This window comes from Streptomyces sp. NPDC104226 (genome assembly GCF_055584085.1).
This window is the reverse complement of sequence record NZ_JBVJMS010000004.1, coordinates 404,284-421,474: the sequence shown is the minus strand read 5'-3', so window position 1 is coordinate 421,474 and position 17,191 is coordinate 404,284. Positions and strand designations below refer to the sequence as shown.

At 73.0% G+C, this 17,191-nt stretch carries 17 protein-coding genes; 6 read left to right on the top strand and 11 right to left on the bottom strand.

The window, feature by feature from the left end; genetic code table 11:
* Window positions 1-78: 78 nt before the first annotated feature.
* From ACZ60J_RS15340 to ACZ60J_RS15320, 5 genes are all read right to left on the bottom strand, one after another.
* On the bottom strand, window positions 79-678 hold the full coding sequence (locus ACZ60J_RS15340; RefSeq protein ID WP_469682133.1) for a hypothetical protein: 600 nt from the start codon (window positions 676-678) through the stop codon (window positions 79-81).
* Complete coding sequence (locus tag ACZ60J_RS15335; RefSeq protein ID WP_469682131.1) at window positions 675-1,847, bottom strand: MAB_1171c family putative transporter; 1,173 nt, start codon at window positions 1,845-1,847, stop codon at window positions 675-677. The genes ACZ60J_RS15340 and ACZ60J_RS15335 overlap by 4 nt, the downstream gene beginning before the upstream one ends.
* Window position 1,848: 1 nt before the next feature.
* Window positions 1,849-2,550 carry a hypothetical protein gene (locus tag ACZ60J_RS15330; protein ID WP_469682129.1) on the bottom strand — a complete coding sequence of 234 codons (702 nt, stop codon included), beginning with the start codon at window positions 2,548-2,550 and terminating at the stop codon, window positions 1,849-1,851.
* Between the two features lie 142 nt (window positions 2,551-2,692).
* Window positions 2,693-3,205 (bottom strand): XRE family transcriptional regulator, encoded by a 513-nt coding sequence (locus ACZ60J_RS15325; protein WP_469682444.1) that lies wholly within the window; start codon window positions 3,203-3,205, stop codon window positions 2,693-2,695.
* Between the two features lie 670 nt (window positions 3,206-3,875).
* Window positions 3,876-4,781 carry a helix-turn-helix domain-containing protein gene (locus tag ACZ60J_RS15320; RefSeq protein ID WP_469682127.1) on the bottom strand — a complete coding sequence of 302 codons (906 nt, stop codon included), beginning with the start codon at window positions 4,779-4,781 and terminating at the stop codon, window positions 3,876-3,878.
* 153 nt (window positions 4,782-4,934) lie between these two features.
* On the opposite strand from ACZ60J_RS15320, the gene ACZ60J_RS15315 reads away from it, so the two are divergent.
* A complete protein-coding gene (locus ACZ60J_RS15315) occupies window positions 4,935-6,365 on the top strand; it encodes a TerD family protein (protein ID WP_469682125.1) in 1,431 nt (476 codons plus the stop codon).
* Between the two features lie 43 nt (window positions 6,366-6,408).
* On the opposite strand, the gene ACZ60J_RS15310 is transcribed toward ACZ60J_RS15315, so the two are convergent.
* Window positions 6,409-7,656 carry an RNB domain-containing ribonuclease gene (locus ACZ60J_RS15310; RefSeq protein ID WP_469682123.1) on the bottom strand — a complete coding sequence of 416 codons (1,248 nt, stop codon included), beginning with the start codon at window positions 7,654-7,656 and terminating at the stop codon, window positions 6,409-6,411.
* 106 nt (window positions 7,657-7,762) lie between these two features.
* Between ACZ60J_RS15310 and yaaA the strand changes: the two genes are divergently transcribed.
* Window positions 7,763-8,563 (top strand): peroxide stress protein YaaA, encoded by an 801-nt coding sequence (gene yaaA / locus ACZ60J_RS15305; RefSeq protein ID WP_469682121.1) that lies wholly within the window; start codon window positions 7,763-7,765, stop codon window positions 8,561-8,563.
* Window positions 8,564-8,920: 357 nt separating this feature from the next.
* Here yaaA and ACZ60J_RS15300 read toward each other — a convergent pair whose 3' ends face one another.
* Window positions 8,921-9,670: a bifunctional DNA primase/polymerase gene (locus ACZ60J_RS15300; protein ID WP_469682120.1), complete on the bottom strand. Its 750-nt coding sequence runs from the start codon at window positions 9,668-9,670 to the stop codon at window positions 8,921-8,923.
* 153 nt (window positions 9,671-9,823) lie between these two features.
* On the bottom strand, window positions 9,824-10,489 hold the full coding sequence (locus ACZ60J_RS15295; RefSeq protein ID WP_469682118.1) for a TetR/AcrR family transcriptional regulator: 666 nt from the start codon (window positions 10,487-10,489) through the stop codon (window positions 9,824-9,826).
* Between the two features lie 79 nt (window positions 10,490-10,568).
* On the opposite strand from ACZ60J_RS15295, the gene ddaH reads away from it, so the two are divergent.
* Complete coding sequence (ddaH, locus tag ACZ60J_RS15290; RefSeq protein ID WP_469682116.1) at window positions 10,569-11,423, top strand: dimethylargininase; 855 nt, start codon at window positions 10,569-10,571, stop codon at window positions 11,421-11,423.
* Between the two features lie 76 nt (window positions 11,424-11,499).
* On the opposite strand, the gene ACZ60J_RS15285 is transcribed toward ddaH, so the two are convergent.
* Both ACZ60J_RS15285 and ACZ60J_RS15280 read right to left on the bottom strand, forming a co-directional pair.
* The gene (locus tag ACZ60J_RS15285; RefSeq protein ID WP_469682114.1) at window positions 11,500-12,507 is read right to left on the bottom strand and encodes a small ribosomal subunit Rsm22 family protein; all 1,008 of its coding nucleotides are present in this window, start codon (window positions 12,505-12,507) and stop codon (window positions 11,500-11,502) included.
* An 80-nt stretch (window positions 12,508-12,587) separates the two neighbouring features.
* Window positions 12,588-13,910: a Bcr/CflA family multidrug efflux MFS transporter gene (locus ACZ60J_RS15280; RefSeq protein WP_469682113.1), complete on the bottom strand. Its 1,323-nt coding sequence runs from the start codon at window positions 13,908-13,910 to the stop codon at window positions 12,588-12,590.
* Between the two features lie 108 nt (window positions 13,911-14,018).
* Here ACZ60J_RS15280 and ACZ60J_RS15275 point away from each other — a divergent pair, with 108 nt between their 5' ends.
* The 3 genes from ACZ60J_RS15275 (at window position 14,019) to ACZ60J_RS15265 (ending at window position 16,334) form a co-directional block, all read left to right on the top strand.
* On the top strand, window positions 14,019-14,789 hold the full coding sequence (locus ACZ60J_RS15275) for an SDR family oxidoreductase (protein ID WP_469682111.1): 771 nt from the start codon (window positions 14,019-14,021) through the stop codon (window positions 14,787-14,789).
* A 97-nt stretch (window positions 14,790-14,886) separates the two neighbouring features.
* Entirely contained in the window at window positions 14,887-15,744 is an 858-nt protein-coding gene (locus ACZ60J_RS15270; RefSeq protein ID WP_469682109.1) for a PhzF family phenazine biosynthesis protein, read from the top strand.
* Window positions 15,744-16,334, top strand: a complete 591-nt coding sequence (locus ACZ60J_RS15265; protein ID WP_469682107.1) for a GNAT family N-acetyltransferase — start codon at window positions 15,744-15,746, stop codon at window positions 16,332-16,334. Before ACZ60J_RS15270 ends, ACZ60J_RS15265 begins: the two co-directional genes overlap by 1 nt.
* 1 nt (window position 16,335) lies before the next feature.
* Here ACZ60J_RS15265 and efeU read toward each other — a convergent pair whose 3' ends face one another.
* Window positions 16,336-17,184: an iron uptake transporter permease EfeU gene (gene efeU, locus ACZ60J_RS15260; RefSeq protein WP_469682105.1), complete on the bottom strand. Its 849-nt coding sequence runs from the start codon at window positions 17,182-17,184 to the stop codon at window positions 16,336-16,338.
* Window positions 17,185-17,191 lie beyond the last annotated feature (7 nt).

The window sequence follows — 17,191 nt, the reverse complement described above, 5'->3', positions numbered from 1 at the left end:
GTCTTGTCGAAAACGGCACGGCCGGAAAACGACGCCTCCGACGGGACGGGAGGGGCGCAAGAGGTTGCGGACGAGGTTCTAGCGGATCAGCCCGAAGGTCGTGGCCGCCACGGCCGCGCCGACCGCGGTGCCCGCGATGACCTGGGCGAGGGTGTGGTCCTTCAGCTCGACCCGGGACCAGCCGACGACGGCGACCAGCGCGTACGCGAGCAGCAGCCAGGGCCCGTAGGTCATCGCGAGCATGGCGACGCTCCCGGAGGAGACGGCCGCGTGCACGCTGATCTTCCAGGCGGGGGTCACGGCGAGCAGGGCCGCGAGGGTGACCAGCATGGCCGCGATCAGCGCGATCATCGTGCGGGGGGAGCCGAGGAGCGCCATCAGCAGGATGCCGGTGGCGACCGAGCCGATGATGAACACCATGACGACGATGCGCTGGTGGCGCTGGCCGACGTGCCGGTCGGCCCAGCGTCCGCGCCGGATGCCGTACTTGATGAAGGCGAGCGGGATGACGGCGGCGAACAGGCAGCCCAGGAGCCCCCATCCGACCCCGGCGAGGCCGGCGGTGTGCCAGCCGATCAGCAGGGTGTCGGCGATGATCCAGGTCTTGGGATCGAGCCCGTCGGTGATCAGGCGGGCGGATCGGGACTCGGCGGGCGGGGTGGTGAGCGTGGCGGTCACGCCGTGGCCTCCTGGCTGGTCGTGGTGAGGAACTCGTCGGCCACGGCGGAGTGGTAGACCCGGGCGAGCTGGATGAGGCGCAGTACCTCGGTGCCGAAGTCGAGGTCGTCGATCCCGACGGCGGCCGCGGGCTCCTGGGCGCCGCGCAGCGGCAGGGCCCCGCGGGCCTTGCCCTCGCGGGCCGCCCGCATCCAGAGCGCTTCGGCCGCCGGACTCGTCGCCGGGTCGAACCCGGCCGCCAGGGCGGCGCGGTGGGCGCGCTCGCGGACGTCGGCCGTGGTGTAGGCGTCCAGGGTCAGGGCGGCGTCGCGGATCTCGATCACCCGCCGGTACAGCCGAAGCCGCGGGCTGCGCAGGAGGCCGGCCTTCAGGACGATGTCGGGGGTGACCGCGGTCAGGTCCTGCCAGAGCGGCTGGAGCCGGCGGTGGTGGCGGCCGTCCTGGACGGTGCGCCAGGCCACGCCGAAGGCGGGGATGCTGCTCCCGATCAGGATGAAGCCGATCGCCAGGTACTTCAGGGCGTCGGTGGCGTTGTCGACGGCGATGTCGCTGGTGTCGTCCGTGAGGCCCGTGAGGCGGGTCGCGATGTACCCGGCCCGCACCAGGGTGTAGAACACGCCGACGGCGGTTCCGATGCCCATGAGGCGGACGCCGGTCCGCAGCCACAGAGCGCTGGCATGCCGGGCGCTGCCCCAGAACAGCCAGGTGGCGGTGGCCATGGCGATGCCGAGGTAGACGACGAAGAGGAGGTAGTAGGCCGTGGCCCAGCCGTTGCCGGCGGTCTCCTCGAAGAAGTCGGTCATCTCGTGGGGCCGCGGGACGAAGAACGCGAAGAGCACCGCCATGGCCGTCATCGCGGTCAGGGCGGCGTAGTGCCGGGCCCGCAGTCGGCGGCCGGTCTCCGGGCGGGCGATGGCGACGACGAAGTCGACGACCGCGCCGGCCGCGATCATGCCGAGCCAGTGCTTGATCAGGGTGGAGAGGTTGTTGACCCCCGCCCAGTCGTCCAGGGTGCGCATCACGCCGGGGAGGCGGAGCGTCATGGAGAGGGTCAGGGCGGCGAACGCCGTCCACAGGGCCCGCTGTTTGACCGACCGGACGGCCGAGGGGGCGCGCCAGAGGGTCACCGTCCAGAGCATGACCAGGATGGCGATTTCGAGGTGTTTCACTTCACGACCACGTGTTTCGAACGGGGTGCCCGAGGGCGTCATGGAGGCGTACGAGACGGTCCTCGGCCTCACTGTCACGGGAGGTCGACTGCGTCGTGTCGTAGCGGCCGGCCCGCTCGTGGATGAGCGTGGCCAGGGTCTCGGCCTGCCGCTCCTGCGGGCTGGCGAACTTGCTCCGCCCCATGAGGTGCGCCAGGCGGTCGATGTCGAGGCCGAGTTCCTCGTCGATCGATTCGGTCGTGCGGGCCACGGTCCGGATCCGGGCCGCCTCGGTGCGGATGATCGAGGCCACGGGCAGCTCGGGGCGGTCGATCCCGGAGACGGCCGTGTGCGTGCGCGTCAGCAGCCGCTGGAAGTGCTCGGAGGCGCGGGCGATCTCCTGGTCCGACGGCTGTTCGGGGATGTCGAGTTCGGGAGCGACGTGGCCGAGCAGCATGTGCGAGATCTCGTGCAGGACGATCTGGACCTTGAGGATCTCGGCCGCGGCGGCGTCGTAGAAGACGAGGTCGGCGACGTCCAGTCCGAGCCAGATCCCGCAGGGCAGGGCCGGGTCGGGGGGTCCGTCGAGGGGCAGCAGGATCAGCGGGCGGCCGCGCTGCGCGGCGATCCCCTCGCAGAAGGCTTCGAGGTCGAACGGCCGGGGTATGACGAGCCGGTCGGCGACGGCGGCGCATTCCGCGTCGGCGCGCTTCCACCAGCGCATGGTCGCCCTCCCCGCCCGTCGTCGCTCCAGTCCGCACACCCGATCGGGTCGAGAGTAACCGGAAGCGCAGCAGGGGCTCACTGAGGGCGTACGGGTGGCCGGAATACGGCTGACAGGGTGCGGCGCGTGGCTGGTTTGCGCCTCAGGCGTCCTTGCCGCGGCGGCGGCGGGGCTTCACATCCGGAAGCCCTTCGGCCTTCCTGAGCTGCTTGATCAAGCCGGTGACGGACCGCATGGAACCGGCGGACAGCCCGCTCAGGCGGAAGGCCGCGGCCTTGACCTGTTCGTCCTCCAGGACCTGGGCGAACTCGTCGGCCGCCGCGGCCTTGCCCATCTCCTCGCGCAGCCGCGCGATCCGCTCCTCGATCCGCTGCTCGATCGCCTGGGCGTTCTCCCCGTCGGCCAGGTACCCGACGGTGACGCCGAAGAAGTTGGCGATGGCGCGGATCGAGTCGATGCCCGGGTTCGGGTTGTTGTTCAGGCGGATGGTCTGGACCGTGCCGTGCGAGACGGAGGGACCGGACAGCTTCTTGGTGCCCTCGGCGATCTCCTGGTACGTGTACGGACCACGGCCCGCAGGGTGGATCGTCTCGATCAAGAAGCCGAGACGGTCGCCCATGGTGTCCCGGCGGCCGGTGGGGGTCTCCTCACCCATCACCGTCACTGCTCCCGTCTCCTGCTGGATCGCATGGTCCAGTACTAAATCATCGCCAGCATTATCTACCTGCCTAGATGGCTTTCGCCACACAGTGCAACGAACTTCGTCTACCCAGCTAGCGGACCCAGTGGAATGTGACCCACGCCATATTGCCCCTGGGGCACGCCGCGGGACCTTGACAGGGCATGCGTACGGCGGCGTATCTTCGTCCAGCCGTCTAGCGCACTAGATGGATCGGCGCTCAAACGCTCGACGCACAGCGTCTAGCCGACTGAGCGGCCGAGCCGGTGTGCGAAGGCGGAAAGGGGGAGGGGCCGCAATGCCGTCACGGCGGCAGGCTCCAGGTGCAGGACCAGGGGGTCGGAGCGCCCGCTCACGGGCTGAGGTACGGGGGTCCTCAGCCCGGGGCGGGCGAACCGCCCGACGACGGGAGCCGACGCCCGTCGCCGGGGTCCGGCGGAATTCCAACGGGGGAGCCGCCGCCGGACGGTACGGTCCGGCCGCGACCCGGGACGCGATCCGAGGCGCGCCCCGGGTCGCGATCCGGGTCGCGATCCGGCGGGGCCCGTACGCCGGGATCCGTTCGGGTCGTACGCCGGGATCCGGTCGGCCGTACGTCGGCCGCGTGCCCGGCCCAGGCCGTCCGACAAGATCCGAAAGGGACGGCCTAGCCGGCCAGCAGCACGCTGCTGACGCGGCCCGCCATCCGGTCCAGGGCCGAACCGGGCGCCAGCCCGCCCCGCAGCAGGACGAACCGGGACGGGGGCAGCCCCGTCATCGCCTTCACCTCACGGCTCAGGTGCGCCTGGTCGTGGTAGCCGCACACCGCCGCCACCTGCGCGGCCGCCGTCCCCGCGGCCAGCATCCGCAGCGCGTGCTGCAGCCGGAACACCCGGGCCACGGCCTTCGGGGACAGCCCCACCTGCTCGCGGAACCGCGCCCGCACGGTACGGGCGCTCCACCCCGTCGAGGCGCTCACCCGGGTCAGGGACCGGGCGTCGGCCCAGAGCCCGGAGAGGGCTCCGTCGACCTCGGGCGCCGCGAAGGGCCCCTCGTCGAGGCGGGCGCAGAACACCGCGTCGAGCAGCGCGAACCGCTCCGTCCACGAGGGGAGCGCCTGCAGCCGTTCGCAGAGGTGGCGGCCCTGCCGCCCGAGCACCTCCACCAGGTCCACATGGGCGTCCTCGAAGTGCCACATGGGGATGCCGAACAGCCGGTAGCAGCCCTGCGGGGTCATGTTCACCTCCAGCCCGTGCACGACCCCCGAGTGCACCCCGATCGCGGGGACCGTGCGCGGGCCGCTGATCATCGCCCGGGCGGCCGGTCGCAGCCGGGCCGTGGCGAGGTCCTCCGTACGGGAGACCCACAGGCCCTCGGAGAAGCTGAAGACCAGGGTCACGCAGCCGGTGGGCAGCTCCAGTCGGCGCCTCGGGGCGGTGAACTCCGTGTGGAAGCCCGTGTAGTTGATGATCAGCGGTCTCAGTGCGGCGGCCGGCGGGCGGCGGCGGGCCGATCTGCCGCCCGTGGCGGCGGCCGGCACGGTGCCTGCGCCGAAGGTGTCGACCGATCCCATGTCCGGTCCCTCTTCCCGCTGTTGCGCGGCCGGTGGTACCGCGCGGTCGGCCGATGATGGCAGGCCAGGGGGCCTGATGGCCAGAGCGGCCCGGCAGCGGACCGGGGCCGCCGCACCTGCCGCCGGGCCGGGCCGGGCTGTCAGGATGCGTGCATGACAGAGATCATCAAGGGGGGCAACCTTCCGCTCAGCGGCGAGTCGATGCGCGTCGCCGTCGTCCGCCGGGACGACGGACCCGGCTCGCCCGCGGTCGACGCGGCCGCGCTGCTCGTCGGGGCGGACGGCAAGGTCAGGGGCCGGGGCGACCTGGTCTTCTACAACCAGCCCGAGCACGCGCGGAGCGCCGTACGGCTGTCGGGTGACGCCCGGGGCGAGGGCGGGGTCGCCGCGGACTGGCTGGAGATCGACCCCGGCCGCGTCGAACCGGGCGTGGAGCGGATCGTGGTCGCGGCGTCCTGCGACGGCGGGACCTTCGGGGAGGTCGAGGGCCTGTACCTGCGGGCGGTCGGCGCGGCCACGGGGGAACAGCTCGCGCTGTACGCCGTGGAGGGGGCGACGACGGAGACCGCGATCCTGCTGGGCGAGTTCTACCGCCGGGACGGGGGATGGAAGTTCCGTGCGGTGGGGCAGGGCTACGCGTCCGGGCTGCCGGGCCTGGCGACCGACTTCGGCTTCACGGTGCCGGCGCCGGTGCCTCCGGCGGTCGTGGAGCCCCTGCCGAGCGCGGTGGTGCCGGTGCCGGTGCCGCTGCCGTCGCCCCAGGCCCCGCAGCCCCGGGCCGTCGCGAAGGTCGCGGGCCCTGCGCCGGGCCCCGTGCCGGTCTCCGGCCTCGCTTCCGTGCCGGGCCCCGTGCCGGTCTCCGGCCCCGGTTTCGTGCCGTGCCCCGTGCCGGTCTCCGGCCCCGGTTTCGTGCCGGGCCCCGTGCCGGTCTCCGTTGCTGTGGAGGCGGCGGCTGCGGGGCGGCTCAACTCGCTTCCCTTCGAGTTCGGCAAGGAGTTCGAGCCGATCCGGTGGTCCGGGTCGGGCCCCGGCATGGTCGAGATCGACACCCCGATCCCGCGCGGCTTCGTCGTGGTCGAGGTGGCGAAGGAGGGCGTCGGGCACGTCGACGTGGTCCTCCTGAGGCCCGACGGCGACGGCCGCCGCAAGACGGCGATCATGAGCAGCCGGATCGACGACCTGCGGGGCCGGGCCGTCTTCCGCAACCTCGGCGACCTCCCGCTGCGGCTGGAGGTGGACACCCGGTGCGCGTGGACGCTCACCCTGCGGCCCGTGACGGTCGTCCCCGAGCTGTCCCACGACCGGATCGAGGGGCACGGCCCGGACGTACTGGCCTGCCAGTACGTCCTCGACGTCAAGATCAGGAACCTCGGCAAGCAGGAGGAACGGGGCGACATGGAGGTGCTGGCCGCCCGGAACAACGACAACCGCGAGCGCATCTTCCACCGCCACCGCCGCGGCCGCGGCCGCGGCATCGCCACGCTCCCTCCGGGCCCGCGCCTCCTGCTGATCGACGCGCCCGGCGCCTGGTCCATAGAGCCCGCGGAGCTGAACGCCGTCAGCTTCTGGCTCCGCCACCGCTGACCGCTCCCGGAGCGGGCCCGGGGCGGGAGCATCCGCCCCGGGCCTAAGCCGGTGCGAAGAGCACCTTCGCCCGCCCCGGGTCCGCCTCCGTCAGCCGGACCCGGATCCGCTCGCCCAGCGGGAGCTCCCGCGCCGTGGACTCCACGCGGCCGATCACCGCCGGCTCCTCCAGGTGGACCGTGCCGACCATCGGCTCCCGTTCCTTGACGTCGATGACCGTCGCCTCGAAGGTCTCCCCGACGCGGTCCTTGAGCAGCGCCGCCTCCACCAGGTCCACGGCCTCCCGCTCCGCCGAGTTCGCCAGCCGGGTCCCGTCCGCCATCTCCTTCGGCAGGGCGTCGAGCGCCTCCAGCGCCCACCCGGGGGGTTCGGTCCCGGCCGGATCGAGCCCGCGCACCAGCTCCGCGTACGGGACGTGGTGCGGCCACTCGATCCGCAGGGCCTTCGCCGCCCGGCGCAGCCGCCCGACGGCTCCGTCGGGGGCGGTCGGCAGGGTCCGTAGGATGCCGGTCCCGGCGGCGAGCATCAGCTCGGCGGCCGCCATGCCGGTCATCAGGGAGATCTGCGCGTTCCAGCCGTCGGCCGGCAGCGGAGCCCGGTAGGCCAGGCGGTACGAGCCCTCGTGCTCGACGATCTCCTGCTCGGGCACGTTCAGCGAGATCCCCCCGCGCTCCGCCTCCAAGGCCTCGCGCAGCCGCCCGATGTCCTTCAGCAGGGCCAGCGGCTCCTCGGCGGTGCCGCCGTCGATGGACTTCTGCACGCCGTCGTAGTCGAGCTTGGCCCGGCTGCGGACGAGCGCGCGGCGGACCTCGGTGCTTTCGACGCGGCCCTCGGCATCCAGGTCGAGCCGCCACAGCAGGGCCGGGCAGGTCTGGTCGGGGAGCAGGCTGGCCGCGCCCTCCGAGAGCACGGCCGGGTGCAGGGGGACCTTCTCGTCGGGGAAGTAGAGGGTGGTGACCCGGCGGTGGGCCTCGGCGTCGAGGGCGCCGCCGGCAGTGACGTAGGCGGCGACGTCGGCGATGGCGTAGTGGACCCGGTAACCGCCGGAGGGGCGCTTCGCCAGGTGCATGGCCTGGTCCAGATCGCGTGAGGTCGGCGGATCGATCGTGAAGAAGGGGATGTCGGTGGCGTCGGAGTCCGGCAGGCGGGGGCTGCGCACCGCCCGCTCCGCCTCGGCGAGTACGGGTGCCGGGAACTCCTCCGGCACCCCCAGCTTCGTCCGCAGTTCACGCAGCGCGGCCCGCAGAGCAGCCCCGTCTGCGCCGGTCATGATCATTTGACGGCGTGGCATGAGCCGAGCCTATGGCCGGTGGGCCCGAGCGGCGCGGCGAGCCGTCTACCCTGGTCGGGGGCCGCACCCCCGCCGCTGTGTCATGCCCGCCCGAAGGAGAACCACCGTGCTCGTGCTGCTGCCGCCCTCCGAAGGAAAGGCCGCCGGCGGCTCCGGCGCACCGCTGAAGCCGGAAGAGCTCTCGCTGCCGGGGCTGGCCGCGGCCCGCGCGGCGGTGCTGGAGGAGCTGGTCGAGCTGTGCGTGGGCGACGAGCTGAAGGCCCGTGAGGTGCTCGGCCTGAGCGAGGGCCTGCGCGGCGAGGTCGCCAAGAACGCGGAGCTGCTGACGGCGGTCGCCCGCCCGGCCGGGGAGATCTACACGGGCGTCCTGTACGACGCGCTGGGCCTGTCCACGCTGACGCCGGAGGCGGCGGCGCTGGCCGCGGAGTCCCTGCTGGTCTTCTCCGGTCTGTGGGGGGCGGTCGGGGTCGGGGACCGGATTCCCTCCTACCGGTGCTCGATGGGCGTGAAGCTGCCGGGGCTGGGGGCGCTGGGTGCGTTCTGGCGTGAACCGATGGCTTCGGTGATGCCGGAGGCGGCGGGGTCGGGGCTGGTCCTGGACCTGCGGTCCTCGGCGTACGCCTCCGCCTGGAAGCCGAAGGGGGAGGTGGCGGGGCGTACGGCGACGGTGCGCGTGCTGCACTCGCAGATGGTCGACGGGGTGGAGAAGCGGTCGGTGGTGAGCCACTTCAACAAGGCCACGAAGGGCCGCCTGGTCCGCGACCTCCTGTCGGCGGGCGCGGTCCCCGCGTCCCCGGCGGAGCTGGTGACGGCCCTGCGCGACCTGGGCTTCACGGTGGAGGCGGAAGCGCCCGCGAAGCCGGGCAAGGCGTGGTCGCTCGACGTGGTCGTCACGCAGATCCACTGACTGGGGGAGGGCTGCTGCGGGTGGGGGTCGGGGACGGGGGCGGGGTGGGGTGTCGTCCGGGACTGCATGATTTAGGCGCCCTGACCCCGACATTCGACAGCCGGGCCTCGTGCAGCGCCACAAATCACGCTCTACGTCCCGGACAACACCCCACCCCGCCCCCGTCCCCGACCTGGCCGACCGCAGTCAGTTCAGCCGTCCGGCGTTTGAGGACCGGGGTCTGGGGCGGAGCCCCAGGGTTCGTGCGGGTCAGGGCGGAGCCCTGGGAACGGTGGAAGGGCGGGTAGGGGAACTCCGCCCCGCGCAGCGGCGACGGTCGCAGCCGGCACTGCTGGGGAGGCCGCCCCGCGCAGGGGGTCAGCGGCCCAGGGGCCAGGCGACCGTGGCGGGGGTGTGGTCGGAGGCGCCGGCGTAGGTGGCGCACGCGTCCGTGAGGGTTTCCAGCAGGGTCAGCGGATCGACGAGCGGATGCTCCATGCCCCGGAGCCAGGACACGGAGAAGTCACCCGGCAGTGCGGCCGGCGGGACCAGGACGTAGCTGCCGCGGCAGTGCCAGCGCAGCCCGGGGTGCTCGTCCATCGTCTCGGGGTGGCAGTCCAGTTCGCAGGGCCACCACTCGTCCTCGTCCTCGGGGGTGCCCCGGGTCGCGGTGAAGAAGAGCATCCGGGCCTGGTCGCCCGTACCGCCGGACTCGGCGACCGGGCCGACCTCGATGCCGGCGGCCAGCAGGCGTTCCAGCGCGTTGTGGCCGGCTTCCAGGGGGACGTCCAGTACGTCGTGGACCATGCCCGTCGCGGTGATGAAGTTGGCCGCGGGCTGGTTGCGGGCCCAGCGTTCGACCTGGGCGCGGTCCGTCGTGGACTGCGTCTGCCAGGCGAAGGAGAGGGGGTGCCGTGCGGGCGTCGGACAGCCGATCCGGTCGCACGAACACCGGTATCCGGCCGGATGCGCGGCGGGCGAGAGCGGCAGACCCGCTCCGGCGACGGCCAGCAGCAGGGCCTCGCGTTCTCGTGCGGGGTCCTCGGCGTCGGGTTTGGGCTTGCGGCGCAGCCACTGGGAAATCCTGCTCTGCTCGCCGCGCGTGACGCGGCCCGACTCAGACCCCATCTATCCCCTCACCTACACCGTTGCCCCGGCAGACCCTCACATGTTCCCACCATCCTGGGCGCCGGGTGACCGCACCCCCCGACCAGGGCTCCCACATAACCATAGAAACAGGCCATATGTTCTCGGCCGTCAGGTGGTCCGGCCGTCAGGCGGTCATGACTTATCCCACCCCGCCCCGGCCAGCACCGAGTCCACCAGCGCATCCGCGTACGCGTGGGTGAGCGGCGCCGTGCGCAGCAGCCAGCGGTAGGTCAAAGGTCCGAGCAGCATCTCCACGGTCAGCCGCAGATCGGTGTCGGCAGGGAGTTGACCGGCCTCGCGGGCCGAGCGCAACCGCTCCTCGTACAGCGCGAGCTGGGGCTCCAGCAGCTGCTCGGTGAAGCGTGCCCCGAGCTCGGGATCGGTGGCGCCGGCCGCCGTCAGGGCGCGCGCGGGGGCCGCGTACCGCTCGTCGGCGAACTCGTCGACCGTCGCCCGCAGTACGTACTTCAGGTCGGCGGCCAGGTCCCCGGTGTCGGGGAAGCCGGTCCACGCCCCCTCGTCCTGAGCGTCGCCGGCGAGGGCGACCGAGGCGTCCAGCAGGACCGCGGCCTTCGACGGCCACCAGCGGTAGATGGTCTGCTTGCCGACTCCGGCGCGGGCGGCGATGGCCTCGATGGTCAGCTTGTTGTAGCCGACCTCACCCACCAGATCGAGCGCCGCGTCCAGGATGGCCCGCCGCGAGCGGTCGCTGCGACGCGTGGCGTCCGGGGACCGGGGGGCCGAGGAGACGTCGGGTCCGGATTCGGGGCCGGGAGCGGGGAGGGGACTGGAGCTCATTTCGGCAATTTATCAACCGTGAACCGCTCGTCTTTCAGCCGTTCGGTAAACCACCCAATCAGTTCACTGCGCGGTGACCGTGGAGGAGGGACGATTCTCTTCTCATCACCGTGAGGAGCCTTCATTGCGCAGAGACGCCACACCCCGGCGCTACCTGATGTGCCCGCCCGCGCACTTCAAGGTCACGTACTCCATCAACCCGTGGATGGACCCCACGAAACCGGTGGACCTGCCCCTGGCCATGGCCCAGTGGGAGGACCTCCGCGACCGCTACCGGGCCCTCGGCCACACCGTCGAGACCCTCGTCCCCGACCGCGGACTGCCCGACATGGTCTTCGCGGCGAACGGCGCCCTCGTCGTCGACGGCCGGGTGCTGGGCGCGCGGTTCGCCTACCCCGAGCGGGCCGCCGAGGCGGAGATCCACCTCGACTGGTTCCGTGCCAACGGCTTCCCGGACGTCCACGAGCCGTCCCACGTCAACGAGGGCGAGGGTGACTTCGCCGTCACCGCCACCTACATCCTGGCCGGCCGAGGCTTCCGCTCCAGCCCGCTCTCGCACGACGAGGCCCAGGAGTTCTTCGGCCGGCCGGTCATCGGTCTCGACCTGGTCGACCCGCGCTACTACCACCTGGACACGGCCCTGTCCGTGCTCGACGGCGACGAGGTCATGTACTACCCGGAGGCCTTCTCCGAAGGCAGCCGTGCGGTCCTGCGCCGGCTCTTCCCGGACGCGCTGATCGCGACGTCCGAGGACGCGGCCGCCCTCGGGCTCAACGCGGTCTCGGACGGGCTGCACGTGCTGCTCCCGCAGGAGGCGGCCGGGCTCTTCGCGCCCCTGCGGGCGCGGGGGTTCGAGCCGGTCCCCATGGACCTGGGGGAGCTGCTCAAGGGCGGCGGCAGCGTGAAGTGCTGCACGCAGGAGCTGAGGCCCTAGGGGGCGGCGGGTTCCTGCGGGTCCGGGCCGGGCCCACGGGCCCGGCCCGGGCTCAGGCCCTCGGGGCCCCGGTGGCTCAGGACTCGTCCTGCGGGGGCGGCCACTCCTGGCCCCAGTCGGCGTTGCGCGCGGCCTTGTACAGGTCGCCGTGGCGCTTGGTCACGTTGACCCGGGTCTGGCCCTCGGTCTCGGGTCCGCACAGCTCCAGCTGGACCAGCCCCTTCCGGATCTGCGGCCTGCGCGTGATCCGGGAGGCGGCCGGCTCCACCGGGAAGCGGGTCGCGGCCACGTAGCTGAACTTCTCGTCCTCGTAGGAGAGGGAGCCGCCCTTGACCTGGCGGTGCAGCGAGGACCGGCTGACCCGGGCCGAGAAGTGGCACCAGTCCTTGCCGATCTCGATGGGGCAGGTCCCGTCGTGCGGGCACGGGGCGGCGACCCGCAGCCCGGCCTCGATCAGCTGGTCGCGGGCCTCGCGGATGCGCAGGTACCCCTCGGGCGTGCCCGGCTCGACCACCACCACGGCCTGACCGGCCCGCGCCGCCTCGGCGACCACCTCGCGGCGGGCCTCCGGGGTCAGTTCGCCCAGCACGTACGAGACCGTCACCAGGTCCGCGCCGGGCAGTGTCATCCCGGCCCCGATGACGCTCTGCCGCCACTCGGCGGCCCGCAGCGCGGCGGAGGAGGAGGCCGCGGCCAGCTCCTTGCCGAGCACCAGCGCCGGATCCGCCCAGTCCAGTACGGCCGTCTCGCGCGGCCCGCCCCAGGTGGCGTCCGTGGCCCAGGCCGCCGCGCCGGTGCCGCCGCCCACGTCCACGTGCGAGGCCGGGGACCAGTCCGGGGCCGCCTCGGCGAGCCCGTCCAGGGCGGACCGTACGGCCTCGAAGGTGGCGGGCATCCGGTACGCCGCGTACGCGGCCACGTCGGAGCGGTTGCGCAGGACGGGGGCGTTGGTCGGGATCGTGCCGCGGTAGTTGGCGATCAGCCGCTCCACGGCGGCCGTGGCCTGCTTCTGCGGGAGGCCTTCGAGCAGCCCGGCGAGGGCGCTGCGCAGGGTTTCGGCGGTGGTGGTGGCGGTGTCGTTCACCCGCCAAGTTTACGGGCGGCGGGCGGCGGGGCCGGGCCGGGGAAGAACCCCCGGTCCGGCCCCGCCGCCGGCCCGTCCGGTCAGGCCGTCGGCGCCGCCGCCGTCCGGCCGCGCCAGGGGCGGCACAGGGCGGTGAAGCAGAGGACCGCCAGGAAGGAGCAGGCCGCCTGGACCAGGGCCATCGGTACGGCCGTGTCCTCACCCGCGATGCCGACCAGCGGGGAGGCCACGGCCCCGACCAGGAAGGAGGAGGTGCCGAGCAGGGCGGAGGCCGAGCCGGCCGCGTGCGGGGCGCGCATCAGGGCCTGCGCGTTGGTGTTCGGCAGCACCAGGCCCATCGCGGACATCAGGACGAACAGCCCGGCGCAGATCGCGAAGAGCCCGACCTCGCCGAAGACCCCGGCGGTCATGAGGAGCAGGGCGACGGAGGCCGCCGCGATGACCGCGAGCCCGTACCCCAGCACCTTGTCCAGGCTGACCCGGCCGACGAGCAGCTTGCCGTTGATCTGGCCCACCGCGATCAGGCCGAGGGAGTTGACGCCGAACAGCAGGCTGAAGGTCTGGGCCGAAGCGCCGTAGATCTCCTGCACGACGAACGGCGAGGCGGAGATGTACGCGAACAGCGCCGCGAAGGCGAAGCCGCCGGCCAGCGTGTAGCCGGCGAAGACCCGGTCGGCGAACAGCCCGCGCATGGTCCGCAGCGCGGCGCCGACGCCGCCGGTCTGGCGCCGCTCGGGCGGCAGCGTCTCGCCGAGCTTCCGCCAGACCAGGAGGGTCAGCAGGGTCCCCACGACGGTGAGGACGAGGAACACCCCGCGCCAGTCGGCGAAGCGCAGCACCTGGCCGCCGATCAGCGGGGCGATGATCGGGGCCACGCCGGATATGAGCATCAGGGTGGAGAAGAACCGGGCCATCTCGACCCCGTCGTACAGATCGCGTACGACGGCCCGCGCGATCACGATCGCGGCCGCGCCGGCCAGGCCCTGGAGCAGCCGGAAGGCGATCAGCAGCTCGACGGTCGGGGCGAAGGCGCAGATGGCCGTGGCGAGGACGTAGACGACCATGCCGATGAGCAGGGGGCGCCGGCGGCCCCACTTGTCGCTCATCGGGCCGATCACGAGCTGGCCGAGGGCCATGCCGGCGAGGCAGGCGGTGAGCGTGAGCTGGACGGTCGCGGCCGGGCTGTCCAGGGCCGTGGTCACCGTCGGCAGGGCCGGCAGGTACATGTCCATGGACAGCGGGGGCAGTGCGGTGAGCCCGCCGAGGATGAAGGTGACGAGCAGTCCCGTCCGGCGGGCGGCCGTCAGGGGCGCGGTGAGGGAGGGGGTGGAAGTGGGGGAAGGGGAGGGGGTCGAGGGCGACTCGTCCTTCGAGGGCGCGGTCGCGGGGCCTCTCTCCGACATGCGGACACTCCAGTCTTATCGTCATTTCTCAGCACCCCTGCCGCCCCATGCTCTCAGCAATCGGAACGTTCCGGGACGGGAGCCGCATGTGACGTAGCCTGCGGCCCCATGAACGCACGTGTGAAGCAGATCGCCGTAGTGACCGGAGCCGGATCCGGGATCGGCCGTTCCGTGGCCCTCACCCTCGCCGCCGCCGGATGGGCCGTGGCGGCGGCCGGCCGCAGGATCGGGCCGCTGGAAGAGACCGCCGAGGCCGCCAGGGCCGCCCACCCGGACGCGGACGTGCTGTGCGTCCCGGCCGACGTCAGCGATCCGGACGCCGTGGCGTCGCTGTTCGAGACCGTCCGCGAGCGCTACGGGCGGGTCGACCTGCTCTTCAACAACGCCGGCACCTTCGGCCCGGCCGGAGTCCCGCTGGAGGACATCTCCTACGAGGCCTGGCGCTCGGTGGTCGACGTCAACCTCACCGGCTCCTTCCTCTGCGCGCAGGCGGCCTTCCGGGTGATGAAGGCCCAGGACCCGCAGGGCGGCCGCATCATCAACAACGGCTCCATCTCCGCGCACGTCCCCCGGCCGAACTCGATCGCGTACACCGCGACCAAGCACGCCATGACCGGCCTGACGAAGTCCCTGTCGCTGGACGGGCGCCCGTACGGGATCGCGTGCGGGCAGATCGACATCGGCAACGCGGCCACCGAGATGACCGAGCGGATGCAGACCGGGATCATGCAGGCCAACGGACAGCTCGCGGTGGAGCCCGTCATGGACGCCTCCGACGTGGCGCGCACCGTGCTGCACATGGCGGAGCTCCCGCTCGGGGCGAACGTGCAGTTCGCGACGGTGATGGCGACGGCGATGCCGTACATCGGGCGCGGCTGACCCGGTTCTCCGCCGGACCGGGGCCTTCCCCTTTTCCGGCCTGCGGATACGCCCCGGACCCGGGAATGCCGGGCCGGGCGCGGCCGTTGAGTCGATCATGACAGACGTGTTGCGCTACACCGCCTTCTCCGACGACCCGGCCGGCGGCAACCCCGCCGGTGTCGTCCTCGACGCCGCGGGCCTCGACGAGGCCGCCATGCTGAGGATCGCCGCCGAGCTGGACTACAGCGAGACGGCCTTCCTCACCGCTCCGCCCGAGGGCCTCGGCGGCGAGCCCGGGAGGGCCTTCTCCGCGCGCTACTTCAGCCCCAAGATGGAGGTCCCCTTCTGCGGGCACGCCACCGTGGCCACCGCCGTTGCCCTCGGCGAGCGGGTCGGCCCCGGCGAGCTGCTGTTCGCGACCGCGGCGGGCACCGTACCGGTTTCGGTGACCCGCGAGGGGGACGGCCTGCGCGCCACCCTGACCAGCGTCGAGCCGCACACCGAGGACCTGGACCCGGCCGACCTCGCCGAGGCCCTGGCCGCGCTGAACTGGCCGGCCGCCGACCTGGACCCGGCGTTCCCGCCGCGGATCGCCTACGCCGGCGCCCGCCACCTGGTGCTCGGCGCCGGCACCCGGGCCCGGCTCGCGGACCTCGACTACGACTTCGCCCGGCTGGAGGCACTGATGCGCCGCCTCGACCTGGTCACCGCCCAGCTCGTGTACCGGGCGGGCCCGGCGGAGTTCCACGTACGCAACCCCTTCCCGGTCGGCGGAGTCGTCGAGGACCCGGCGACCGGCGCTGCCGCGGCCGCCTTCGGGGCGTACGCGCGCGAGCTCGGGCTGGTCCCGGCCGACGCCGTCCTGACCCTCCACCAGGGCGAGGATATGGGCCGCCCGGGCGTGCTCACCGTCGAGCTGCGCTCCGGCGACGACCGGGTCCGGGTGGGCGGCGCGGGGGCGCTGATCCCGTAGTGGGAACCGAGGGGTCCATCGAGACCTACGAAGCCCTGCCCTCCGGGCTCGCCGAGCAGGTGGCGGCCCTGGAGGCGCAGGCATGGCCCGGGTCGTCCCCCGGGCACGACCCGGCGCTCGCCCCGCGCGCGGTCCTGCTGCTGGACGCCGGCGGGCGGGTCGCCGCCAGCCTGGCGCTGCTCCACAAGCCGGTCCGGCTCGCGGACGGGCGGACGTACCGCGCGGCCGGGCTGAGCGGCGTGGTGACCCGGGCCGACGTACGGGGCCGCGGGTACGGGGGCCGGCTGGTCGCGGCCGCCCGCGCCCTGCTCGCCGCCGATCCGGGGGTGGACCTGGCGCTGTTCAGCTGCGACCGGGAGCTGGTCCCGTTCTACGAGGCGGCCGGGTTCGAGGTGCTGCCCGGCACGGTCCTGGTCGGCGGCACCCCCGCGGAGCCGCTCGCCACGGACGCCCCGGGCATGGACAAGACCGTGCTCGGGGCGTTCCCGGTCCGCGCCGGGGACGGCGAAGGCCGCGCGGACGGGGTCCGCGCGGCCTTCACCGGCATCCGCGTCCCCCTCTACCCGGGGACGATCGACAGGCTGTGGTGAGTCAGGAGCCGCTCGGCTCCGGCTTCGGTCCGGCCTTCGGCCCGGTGCGCTTGCCCGGAGCCTGAGCCAGGAACAGGGCGAGCACCGGGACCAGGTACAGGGCCCACACGATGACCTGGAGCACGGTCGGGTCCGGCTGGAAGTTGAGGGTGCCCTTGAGCAGGGTCCCGTACCAGCTGTCCGGCGGGATCGCCGAGCTGACGTCGAAGGCCTTGTCGGTCAGACCCGGCAGGAAGTCGGCCTCCTGGAGGTCGTGGACGCCGTACGCGAGGACGCCCGCGGCGACCACGACCAGCATGGCGCCGGTCCAGGTGAAGAACTTCGACAGGTTGATCTTCAGCGCGCCCCGGTAGAACAGCCAGCCCAGGAGGATCGACGACCCGATGCCGAGCAGCACGCCGATCAGCGGGCCCGCGCCGTCACCGGCCGCGTGCACCGAGCGCCACACGAACAGCGAGGTCTCCAGGCCCTCCCGGCCCACGGCCAGGAACGCCGTCGCCACCAGGGCGCCGGTGCCCATCGCGAGCGCCGCGTCGAGCTTGCCGTGGAGCTCGGCCTTCAGGTGCCGCGCGGTGCGCTTCATCCAGAAGACCATCCAGGTGACCAGGCCGACCGCGACGATCGACAGGCTGCCGCCGATCGCCTCCTGCGCCTTGAAGGTCAGTTCCTGCGTGCCGAACTCCAGGCCCGCGCCGAAGGCCAGGGACAGGGCGGCGGCCAGGCCGACGCCCAGCCACAGCGGCGCCAGCCTGTCCTTGTGCCCGGTCTTGACCAGGTAGGCGATGAGGATGCAGACGACGAGGCTGGCTTCCAGTCCCTCGCGCAGCCCGATCAGATAGTTGCTGAACACTTCGGTT